A 5601-nucleotide genomic window follows, 5' to 3' on the forward strand; every position below is an offset into this window, starting at 1 on the left:
GGACCTAAAGAGAAATAAAGGCCAACAAACGTTAATAAAAGCACGTTAGCAATCATCATAAAGCCCATAAGCGAACTAAAAGTAGACTCACGCTTGTGTACAACAATTTCAGGCTCAACCGAGTCTGAGGTACGTTCCCCAGAAAGAGAAGACGACATAATAAATCCCAAAAAAGAGAAGAAAAAAGAAAAGCTGTTATCTGATAAGGCTTATTTGGTCTCACTATTTCGATGTCGGTAATATGTTGCCCGACTAATTCCCAAAGCTTCCCAAGGCTTCATAGATCGAGCTGAATCGGCTTTAGCCCCGCGTTTAGATTTGGCTCCGCCCTTTGCACCACGTTTCGCCTGTATCTCGCTAAATTCGCCATAGCTGAAGCGTTGCCATACCCATTTTGCAATACTCTTTGCCGTCGCTTTTACTTCACTGTACGGCAAAGGCTGCTCAAAACCGCTGTTGATCGCTTCTATTTGCGCTCTGACAGCTCTTTCCCACTCTAGGCTTGAGTTGTAGTGCATGTAATCACGAATCGCCTTATACGCCCAATAACGCCCCTTCTCGAACATTGTAACGTTACGTCCCAGACCAACGACTTCGAGCTTTTTAGGTAGCTTCTTCGGTAGGTCTACAAAGTCGGCAAGGTAGTCGAGTGAGTACGCACGATCAACCCAGAAGGTTGTCCTCCATTGTGGGTGTAATGGGTTCTTAGTGATTAGCTGTGAATAGCTGAGATCTGCATCTAGCTTGAGTGCATAAGCGTAATAGACAGCCTGTGCGTACTTTATTGCTTTGATACTTGCAAACTCGCTCGTGCAAAGCGGTATCTCTAATTTATAGCAGTGGTGGCAATGCCCATTTTCAGAATTCTGAGTCGTCCACAATGGCGCAGGTAAATCTGCGTCAAACCATGATAAAGCTGAGTTTTCTTTGTCGTCATCGAAGACAAAGTAAATCGTCATAAGTGGTGGGTTTACTTGGATATATGGCTTCTTAACCGCAATAGATTTAGTGCGGATGAGTGTGTAGCCAGGTACTTCATCCATGCAGTACGGCTTATTCGGTAGGCTATCAAACAGATCTAACTGCTGTTTAGTGTAATTTTTTGCGGTTTCCATGCTTCTAACGCTTGAGAAATCCACCTTTACCTGTAGAATAGTTCACAGACACAAGACGGATTAAACCCCTAATTGTTGTTGAAGAATACAAGCCTCGATTGATCACATTCCGCCAAGTTTGCAGATCATCGGGGCTTTTTCATTTGCGTTAGTTTTACCACAGATTTCATGCAGTTGTAAGAAGTAAGAGAAAGTATCCCCATCACTGCTTTCAAATATGCTCACCGTTTGCAGTCTAAGCTCATCTAGCTAGTTCAACGAAAACCCCTATCTATTTTTATTAAATCGTTCTTACTACGTCTTTTTGTGTCGCTGTTATCTTTTCTTTTTTTCCTTTTGATTTTATTCTACTTTTATAATTTTTCTTTCTAATAAATGTTTAATGAGGGTGAGCAATGAGTTTTTTTGACAAGGTTTCTAAAGCTGCTTCCGCTGTTGGAGAGGCTGCAAAAGAGCACCAACGAAGACAACGTGAAATGTTTGAACGATTGGAATCTAAATCTGATGATCAATTGAAAAAGATTATTAAGAGTGAGGGATTTTTAGGTTCAAGTGATACTGAAAAGAATATGGCTCGAAAAATTCTACGTGATCGTGGTTATTAAAATATGCTTTTACGAAACGCCCTAATCCCTTCTGTCCTCTTAGTTACTTTAATTGCTGTTGGTTGTACTGATAAGAAAGCAGCTACAGAATGTGATCAAACTAAATTCGATTGTACGCCTAAGACAACTGAGATAGCTGCAGTTAGTGAACCTGTTACAAGTGATGTTGTTGCTTCTGAACCTGTTCTTTTACAGGAAGAAGTCACTAAAAAAGCCAATCACTCTAATGATCAAACTGTAGATGGAGATCCAGATTTCCATACATCTTCAAAAATGCCATGGGATGAACAAAAGAAGATTATCAATAGTAGTTTTAAATCTTTAATAAAAGATGAAATCAATACAGTTTTGAACGCCAATACAGATACTTGGGTTATTGATGTTAAATCAGTTAAAGATGGAACTGGTGATCAGAAAGGATTTGTTATTTATAAATATGATGTAACCAGTAGTAGCCCTGATCATGATTTTTTAATTTCAGAGCAGACTTGTACTGCTAAAGCGCAAATCTCATCTGAAGATAACAGAACACCTATGGCTATGACTATAGATACTGACTGCTACAAGAATCTTGAAGGTTTTTTCTAGAAGAAAACTCTTCATAATTCGATTATTTTAAAAATACAGATCTATAACTATTATATGAAACAAAACTCAAACTTAGATCTAAATAGGGGAAATCTATGACCTATTTTAAGTTTGATTTTGTTTCATAAGTGCAATAAATCATTGGAATTATCCTTTTCTTAGATGATATATATCTAAGATTTTTTAGGCTGAATCCTTTTAGGAGTCTGCCCTCTATCGAATGTATGCAATGACTTTCCATCTACTGTGTAAAGCTTCATCTTGATGCTGTAATCCATCCTAACTAGATGTAAAGCACAATCTAGTAGAGCTTTCCTTTTCTCTTTATCTTCAATCTGATTGGAGTCATTACTACCAAAATTATGACAATTTTTATTTAAGTGAATGCCTTTTGAATCTGTGATTTCAGTCCATGCCTGTTTGATAAAATCTACAATGTCATTTTCTGTTTGAGAGTCCACTTTTAAAAACAAAATTATGTTGTAGTGGAAGTTCTTTTCAAGGCTGTAATCTATCTTCCAGATATAACCTATTAAATCCTTTTTATACTTCTGTTTTAGCTTAGTAATTAATTTATTTCGTTCATTTTGAATTTGTTCAATTCTCTGGCTTTTAAGCGATTCATCCACACAATTGTAGTCCCATTCTTCAAGATAACTAAGATCAGATTCAATCACTAAAAGTTTAGGTGAATATGCAAACAATGAATTGATATAGCGTGATAGCTGAGTTTGTTTCTCACGATACTGTTTGCGGTTTTGAATAGTGCTCTTTTTGAAGTCTGGTTGACTCAAAGCTGCTTTAGTTGCTTGTAACAGTTCTAATTTACTGTTGAGTTGCATTTCATCTGTTTTTTGAAAGAATGTAGTCACATACGGAGAAAAACCACTTAAGGGGAAATTCTCTTTAATAAAGGGATTAGCCCATCTTGCCTTTAGCAAACTGTTATACGTTTCGATGTTTATTTCTGATTTATCGTTTTCCAGAATTCTAAGCTGTTTCTCAATGACCATTAAATTTTCTAACAGTTCCAAAGAGTGACCTATAGATCGCTTCCATTCATGTTCTTTTTCATTGTTATGGAAAACTTTCAAGTAAGAGCCATACTCCAATAGATCATCAAAATCTGCTAAGTAGTCATCTTCAATCATTTCAAATCACATTTATAAATCTATACAGCAGAGTGTATTGATATAGAAACTAGTAACCAATGATTTAAATAAAATAATTGATGTAAGCAAAGCCCCTTTTAGGTCACATAGAGAGTGCTATAAACACTCTCTATAGACGTGGGGTTTTGCTCAACTACCAACCAAAATAGTTACGGGTTATAAATAATATTATCAATAACTTAATAAGACTAACCTCGAACATTAACCCTATAGACCGTAGCTACCCCTACACCTACCGCTTTTGCTATTTCTTCCTTCGTCATATTGCCCGTATCAAGCAATTGCTTGATACGGGCATGTTTTACTGTATTCGCTTTTTTTCCTGTTGGTTTATAACCTGATCTTTCCAGACCTTGCTTAATCCGTTCACGGCGTTTTTCATTATCTAAACGTGCCATCGTTGCCAATAAATCAATTAACATTGAATTAATCACATTCATCAATTCACCTGTCATTGTGTCAGATGAGGTTACGTGTGTTGTTGGAAGATCTGCAACAATTAAGCGTAAACCTTTAGCCTGAATCCTATCCTTTAGCTTCTTAAAATCTGCCTGTGTAAGCCTAGATAATCGGTCTACTGACTCAACAAGCAAAATATCGCCTTGTTCTGACTCTGTAAGCAATTTGTTTAAGATGGGGCGTTCTAGCTTTGTACCAGTGTAATTTTCAATGTAAACCGCCGTGTCTGCACCGTACTGAATAGCAAAGTCTTGAAGGTCTTTTAATGCTCGTTCTGCATCTTGATCTTTGGTACTGGCACGAACATAAATTCTAGTTGTCATTTCTCATTTAACTATTTTGTTTTAAGTATTATGATAATACTATCAATTGATTTTATTTTAAAATTTAATGATAGATTATTTTATCATTTAATGATTTATCTTTTGAGTATAGTCTAATGATAGCTCAATTCAATACCGCACGTATTACACGACCAAACAAACCACGGCGTTTCTGTGGTTCGGGCTGTGATTCCTGAATAGTCGGCTTAGGCTCTTGCATTGGTGTTGGTTGAATTGGTTCTGGTATCGGCTCCTGTACCTGTTCCGCTTGTTCCTTTGGCTTAGGTGCGCCAAGTAACCGCTGCAAGGATTCGATTTGATCATCTTTTGCTTGTAGCTGCTCACGTTGGAAGGCTTCACGTTCCTGTGCAAGTTCAAGCTGCTTTTTAAGGAAGTCTACCTGTTGTTCTAGCATGTAACTTTCCGTCTCTTTTGATGTAGCCTGTGACTGTACCGCTGTTACACGCTGAGACGGCTCACCAAAGACTCTTATCGCTTCTGCAAGGTCAATTTTACCGTCGCTGTTCTTGCTTAAATCACCTTTAGATATGCGCTTATAGATACTTTGGCGGTTCATTCCGTAAAGTTTAGCTAGTTCAATAACTGAGAGTGCTTTCATGATTGTTCTTATATTGTCTATATTGTAAACAAAGGTACATGAAGTGGACATGTACCGCTACAAAATCAAGTATTTTTGCTTTGATTAACAAGATTGTTTACTCGTTCTTCTATAGTAAGAAACATTGTCGTAGCAAACATACCTGTTATCACACAGACTACGATAAATTTATAAAATAATTTCTCACTATGCTCATCACTTAACGAAGAAACTACTTGAACATTTTCAGCAAGAAGATCTAGAACAAGACCACTTTTTAAACCTATAAAAGTTAAGACGCCTATAAAGCCTGATCCTAAAATCACTCTAAAGTGACTCAAAATACTATCTTTCGAAGATAATAAAATTCTTATAATTGACCCTAAAAGAGCGGAAAGAAAAGCTGGAATAACATAAACAAAAATATTGAAGCTCATATTCAAAGCAAAAAGGACATCATCATGTAAAGTGAATATACCCAAGATTTGACTAGGACCTAAAGAGAAATAAAGGCCAACAAACGTTAATAAAAGCACGTTAGCAATCATCATAAAGCCCATAAGCGAACTAAAAGTAGACTCACGCTTGTGTACAACAATTTCAGGCTCAACCGAGTCTGAGGTACGTTCCCCAGAAAGAGAAGACGACATAATAAATCCCAAAAAAGAGAAGAAAAAAGAAAAGCTGTTATCTGATAAGGCTTATTTGGTCTCACTATTTCGATGTCGGTAATATGTTGCC

At 36.8% G+C, this 5601-nt stretch carries 7 protein-coding genes; 2 read left to right on the forward strand and 5 right to left on the reverse strand.

All coding sequences use genetic code 11. The annotated features are described in order from the left end of the window. Positions 1-209: 209 nt before the first annotated feature. Positions 210-1115, reverse strand: coding sequence for a replication initiation protein (locus B9T38_RS16345; protein ID WP_086197766.1), 906 nt, complete (start codon positions 1113-1115; stop codon positions 210-212). A 395-nt stretch (positions 1116-1510) separates the two neighbouring features. Here B9T38_RS16345 and B9T38_RS16350 point away from each other — a divergent pair, with 395 nt between their 5' ends. Together B9T38_RS16350 and B9T38_RS16355 are read left to right on the forward strand one after the other, a co-directional pair. Continuing rightward, the gene (locus tag B9T38_RS16350; protein ID WP_086197768.1) at positions 1511-1720 is read left to right on the forward strand and encodes a hypothetical protein; all 210 of its coding nucleotides are present in this window, start codon (positions 1511-1513) and stop codon (positions 1718-1720) included. 3 nt (positions 1721-1723) lie between these two features. Next, positions 1724-2308, forward strand: a complete 585-nt coding sequence (locus tag B9T38_RS16355) for a hypothetical protein (protein WP_086197770.1) — start codon at positions 1724-1726, stop codon at positions 2306-2308. Positions 2309-2481: 173 nt separating this feature from the next. Here B9T38_RS16355 and B9T38_RS16360 read toward each other — a convergent pair whose 3' ends face one another. From B9T38_RS16360 to B9T38_RS16375, 4 genes are all read right to left on the reverse strand, one after another. Beyond that, positions 2482-3459, reverse strand: a complete 978-nt coding sequence (locus B9T38_RS16360; RefSeq protein ID WP_086197772.1) for a YagK/YfjJ domain-containing protein — start codon at positions 3457-3459, stop codon at positions 2482-2484. Positions 3460-3668: 209 nt separating this feature from the next. Then, on the reverse strand, positions 3669-4262 hold the full coding sequence (locus tag B9T38_RS16365) for a recombinase family protein (RefSeq protein WP_086197774.1): 594 nt from the start codon (positions 4260-4262) through the stop codon (positions 3669-3671). A gap of 124 nt (positions 4263-4386) precedes the next feature. Further along, positions 4387-4881, reverse strand: coding sequence for a plasmid replication DNA-binding protein (locus B9T38_RS16370; protein ID WP_086197776.1), 495 nt, complete (start codon positions 4879-4881; stop codon positions 4387-4389). A gap of 65 nt (positions 4882-4946) precedes the next feature. Further along, positions 4947-5510, reverse strand: coding sequence for a hypothetical protein (locus B9T38_RS16375; protein WP_086197778.1), 564 nt, complete (start codon positions 5508-5510; stop codon positions 4947-4949). Between the last annotated feature and the right edge of the window lie 91 nt (positions 5511-5601).

The organism is Acinetobacter sp. ANC 4218 (assembly GCF_002135245.1).
Taxonomy (GTDB): Bacteria; Pseudomonadota; Gammaproteobacteria; order Pseudomonadales; family Moraxellaceae; genus Acinetobacter.

Bases quoted from the DNA above. Each gene is read 5' to 3' on its own strand.
- B9T38_RS16345 (WP_086197766.1), bottom strand. From the start codon at position 1,115: ATGGAAACCGCAAAAAATTACACTAAACAGCAGTTAGATCTGTTTGAT.
- B9T38_RS16350 (WP_086197768.1), top strand. From the start codon at position 1,511: ATGAGTTTTTTTGACAAGGTTTCTAAAGCTGCTTCCGCTGTTGGAGAG.
- B9T38_RS16355 (WP_086197770.1), top strand. From the start codon at position 1,724: ATGCTTTTACGAAACGCCCTAATCCCTTCTGTCCTCTTAGTTACTTTA.
- B9T38_RS16360 (WP_086197772.1), bottom strand. From the start codon at position 3,459: ATGATTGAAGATGACTACTTAGCAGATTTTGATGATCTATTGGAGTAT.
- B9T38_RS16365 (WP_086197774.1), bottom strand. From the start codon at position 4,262: ATGACAACTAGAATTTATGTTCGTGCCAGTACCAAAGATCAAGATGCA.
- B9T38_RS16370 (WP_086197776.1), bottom strand. From the start codon at position 4,881: ATGAAAGCACTCTCAGTTATTGAACTAGCTAAACTTTACGGAATGAAC.
- B9T38_RS16375 (WP_086197778.1), bottom strand. From the start codon at position 5,510: ATGTCGTCTTCTCTTTCTGGGGAACGTACCTCAGACTCGGTTGAGCCT.